The organism is Idiomarina sp. UBA4206, assembly GCF_002383015.1.
In the GTDB taxonomy this organism is placed as follows: Bacteria; Pseudomonadota; Gammaproteobacteria; order Enterobacterales; family Alteromonadaceae; genus Idiomarina; species Idiomarina abyssalis.
Genome location: NZ_DFTS01000003.1, coordinates 7889 through 12257 on the forward strand (window position 1 = coordinate 7889; position 4369 = coordinate 12257).

The following is a 4369-nucleotide window of genomic DNA, read 5'->3' on the forward strand; positions in this document are numbered from 1 at the left end:
TTATTGGTCAGCAGAAAGGGCGTGAAACGAAAGAAAAAATCCGCCGTAATTTTGGTATGCCAAAACCGGAAGGTTATCGGAAGGCATTGCGGCTTATGGAGACAGCTGAACGTTTCAATATGCCGGTAGTAACTTTTATTGATACGCCCGGAGCGTATCCTGGAATTGGCGCTGAAGAGCGCGGGCAAAGTGAAGCAATTGCTCGTAACTTAATTGTTATGGCTCGTTTAACTGTTCCGATTGTTTGTACTGTTATAGGCGAAGGCGGCTCTGGTGGAGCACTAGCTATTGGTGTTGGCGACAGGGTTAATATGCTGCAGTACAGTACCTACTCGGTTATTTCTCCTGAAGGTTGTGCCTCAATTTTATGGAAAAGTGCCAGTAAAGCACCTTTAGCAGCAGAAGCTATGGGGGTAACTGCGCAGCGTAGTAAAGAACTCGGTTTAATCGACGCTATCATTCCTGAACCTCTGGGCGGTGCGCATCGCCATCAGGAAGAAATGGCAACGCGACTGAAGCAGCAGTTGGTGTCAGACTTAGAAAGCCTAAAAGACCTAAGCCACGAAGAGTTGCTGGACCAGCGTTATCGTAAACTGATGTCTTTCGGTTACTGCTAATTTCCAATGACGGTTGACGGTCTATATGACCTATTTTGTGACGCTTTAGAATCTCTCGCTTTACAGCCGGGGCAGCAATTGGTTGCTGCTCTGGGCGGTGGGGCTGATTCGCAAACCGTTCTTGATTTGCTGATGCGTTATCGCCGGCAGCATCCTCAGTATGACTATCTGGCGATTCATTTAGATCACAGTTTCCACCCAAGCTCTGCTGACTGGTCCTCGACCATAGAGGAAGCAGCAAAGGCTTACGGTATTCCCACTATTTTTGAGTCACTCGACGTTCCTGTTGCAAACAGGCAGAGCAAAGAAGCCGCAGGTCGTGAAGGGCGCTACCAACGGATGGCTGAACTGACTCAAAATGACGCCGTGCTGCTGCTTGGTCAGCATCGTAACGATCAAATTGAAACCTTTTTTCTGCAGTTAAAGCGTGGTAGTGGTCCTAAGGGCTTATCTTCTATGGCACGTATTCAGGCGTGGACAGGAAAACGTCGATTATGTCGACCTTTGCTGAGTGTCAGTAAAGAACAAATTTTAGATTACGCAACGCAGCGTAATTTGACCTGGATAGAAGACGATACCAATTACGATACAAGCATTGAGCGAAATTTTCTCCGACATGATGTCGTTCCTGTACTGGAACAGCGTTGGCCTCAGTTTGGTCAAAGTGTTTTGCGCGCCGCAAAGCTTTGTGCTGAACAACAGCAGGTTATGGATGAACTGTTGTTAGAAAAATTACATAACCAACAGAGCCATACCCGTCACTTTCCTATCTTGTTACTAAATCAGCGCTCAGAAGCAATGCAACGTGCCTTGCTACGCACTTGGCTGCAAGAGCAGAAAAAGCCGTTACCAAGTTACGAGCAGCTAGAACAAATTCGCCGTCAGGCACTTACAGCAAGAGATGACAGTCAGCTACAAATACAGTGTGACGGTTACGTTGTACGGTATTTTCAGCATGCGCTTTGGTGTGACGTTAAAGTAGCCGAATTACCCGGTGATTCTTTAGTAACTGAAACGAACGTCGACTTGGGCAAGTGGGGTAAACTGACTGTCCCGATTGAGCTTGTCAACGGCAGTAATCAGCTAAAACTGACCTTTTCATTGCCCGCGGAAAAACTGGCAAAGCCCGGACGTCAGGGACGAAAAAAACTTAAGGAGTGGCTAAAGCAGGCCGGTGTTCCGCCCTGGTTAAGACAAAGACGGCCCATACTCGAACTCAATGAAAAATACCTTTGGGTTGCCGGTATGGGTTGGTTCAGTTTTCAGACTGAGGACACTCTCAGTTTGCCGGAGCCGGTATGGTTTAACTCAGATGCTGACCTTTTCCCGCTACTTTAGCGGCGTAAAGACGTCTGTCGGCTTCATCAATAATGTCTTGTGCGCTGTGAAAGCTTTCCATGGCCAGACTACCGGCACTGACACCAATGTTAAAAGTGGCAAGTTTAATGTCGTTATTAAGCGCATTACGTATGCGTAGGAACACTTCCTCGGCTTGTTCCGGTTGAGTGTTTTCGAGAATGAGTACGAACTCGTCACCACCGTAACGAAACACCCGGTCGGTATCTCGCAGCTGCTGTTGTAATAATTGACCAAACTGCTTAAGTACTTCGTCACCTTGTTGGTGGCCATGTCGGTCATTAACCGCTTTGAAGCCGTCCATGTCCAATAGCATGACAATATGAGACTGGCTGTTGTCCCGTTTTAGGCGAGCACTGAGGTGCTCTAATGTCTCGTCTAAAAGAGCTCTGTTGCCTAAGCCGGTTAAATGATCGCGCACCGCAACTTTCCGTAAACGAGAGAAGTGTATTGCATTTCTCAGCGGGAAGGTTAGGTGTTTATGCATTTGTTCCAGTCGCATTTTATTAACGTAGGAAGGGGTGCGTTTAAATTGATAGACCATTTGTCCTAAGTATTCGTTATCAGCGTAAAGCATGACCGAGTACTCACTATTTTGGTCCTGGTAATTACCAACCAAGTTAATAATTTGGTCGTCTGAGATGAATTGTAATGCGCTAACAGGCAGTCGTTGCAGCATATAGTCGGCATAAATTGACAGCACTTGATTTAAGTCGAGAGAGGTTTGCAAACGCTCGCTGAGCGGAGCCGACTTGGACTTAAGTTCTGTTGATGATGTTAATTGACTGATAATCGCCTGAGTTTTGTTCTCAGTTGTTTTAGTCTCAGCTTTAGCGACAGCTCTGTTTAACATGACAAACCTTTGTGCCTGAATTTAATAATTAAAATTAACTCTGCAAAATTCGAGCCAAAATAAAAATCTTTATAATTTACAAAACTTTATAAGAGCTAGTTTTTCTGAAACAAAAGAGTGTTACTATTTTGACACTACAAAAACAAAACGACTCAGGAGCTTCTGAATGAACGGTACTTTTTCCAGTCTGCTGCTTTTATTAGCCGTTGCTGTGATTCTGGTCTGGTTGTTCCGGAGAATTAAGTTACCCGCAATTTTGGCTTACTTAGTTGCAGGTATTATCGCAGGCCCAGATGTAATGGGTTGGATAGCCGATCCCGATGATTATCATCTGGTCGCAGAACTGGGAATTGTATTGCTGTTGTTCTCGCTCGGCCTGGAGTTCTCGTTGCCTAAAATGATTGCAATGCGACGCTGGGTATTCGGGTTTCGAGCCGCACAGGTTCTTGGTTCATTGCTGGTATTCTTGCTCATAGCTTTTATTTGGTTAGATGAATGGGCAGCTTCGTTAGCAATAGCCGGAGCGCTGGCTCTGTCATCGACGGCGGTTGTTATTAAGCAGTTGAAAGAAAGCGCGCAAACCTCCACCCGGCGAGGGCAGATGAGTGTCGCTATTCTGCTTTTTCAGGATATAGCCGTTGTTCCCCTGCTTATTATCATTCCACTATTAGCATCCGATGACGGCAATATTGGCACCACTTTATTGTTTGCCTTAGCCAAAGGTGCCGCGGTTATTGCCGTGCTTATGACTATTGGGAAATGGGTATTACCTTACTTATTTAAGGAAATAGCTAAGCAGAGAACCGATGAGCTGTTTGTGCTTGCTACGTTACTGGTCGCTCTGGTTGCCGGTGGTATGACGCATATCTTCGGGCTTTCCATGGCACTGGGGGCTTTTCTTGCAGGTATGATGCTGGGGGAAAGCCAATATAAGCACCAGCTAGAAGCCGATATTCGTCCATTCCGTGACATTTTGATGGGGCTCTTTTTTACCACCATTGGTATGCAGCTTCAGCTTTATGGTTTTGTTCAAAATTTTCACTGGATACTTCTGGCGCTGGTTATTATGGCGGTGATTAAAATTGCCCTGATAAGCTCGGTTGCCCGCTTTATGGGTGAGCGAGATGAAGACGCCTGGGGCAGTGGTATTTCGCTGTTTCAAATGGGTGAGTTCGGCTTCGTTATTGTGGCGTTAGCAAGCACTCATGGTTTACTGAGCAAAGAAATTGTTACCAGCATGATAGGTATTGGCGTATTGAGTATGGCCATGACCCCTATAATTATTCATCGTCTTAAACCCCTGGTTAACTTAGTGGTTCGTCACCCTGATCCATTAGTCGATATTGAGAAACAACGCACAACGGGCAGTGAGGGTCTTGAAAATCAAGTACTGATTTGCGGTTTTGGTCGGGTTGGGCAAACCATGAGCCGATTCCTTGATGCTGAGGGAATTACGCATATTGCCGTCGATAATGATCCGATGAGGGTTCAGGAAGCAGTCGCCGGTGGCGCCCGGGTTTATTTCGGAGACAGTGCCCGTAAA

The 4369-nt window shown here is 46.1% G+C and carries 4 protein-coding genes; 3 read left to right on the forward strand and 1 reads right to left on the reverse strand.

Features of this window, described 5'->3' with window-relative positions; translation table 11 throughout:
- The coding region (gene accA / locus B3180_RS00205) for an acetyl-CoA carboxylase carboxyl transferase subunit alpha (RefSeq protein WP_286842149.1) at positions 1-617 on the forward strand (617 nt) is incomplete at its 5' end.
- Positions 618-623: 6 nt separating this feature from the next.
- Positions 624-1955: a tRNA lysidine(34) synthetase TilS gene (gene tilS / locus B3180_RS00210; protein WP_278358777.1), complete on the forward strand. Its 1332-nt coding sequence runs from the start codon at positions 624-626 to the stop codon at positions 1953-1955.
- Here tilS and B3180_RS00215 read toward each other — a convergent pair.
- Positions 1921-2826 carry a GGDEF domain-containing protein gene (locus B3180_RS00215; RefSeq protein WP_199494180.1) on the reverse strand — a complete coding sequence of 302 codons (906 nt, stop codon included), beginning with the start codon at positions 2824-2826 and terminating at the stop codon, positions 1921-1923. The two genes, tilS and B3180_RS00215, sit on opposite strands and share 35 nt — an antisense overlap.
- 166 nt (positions 2827-2992) lie before the next feature.
- Here B3180_RS00215 and B3180_RS00220 point away from each other — a divergent pair.
- Positions 2993-4369, forward strand: a 1377-nt coding sequence (locus B3180_RS00220; RefSeq protein WP_286842154.1) for a cation:proton antiporter, incomplete at its 3' end; no start/stop codon positions are given.

Coding starts and splice junctions, on each gene's coding strand:
- B3180_RS00215 (WP_199494180.1), bottom strand. CDS start 2,826: ATGTTAAACAGAGCTGTCGCTAAAGCTGAGACTAAAACAACTGAGAAC.
- tilS (WP_278358777.1), top strand. CDS start 624: ATGACGGTTGACGGTCTATATGACCTATTTTGTGACGCTTTAGAATCT.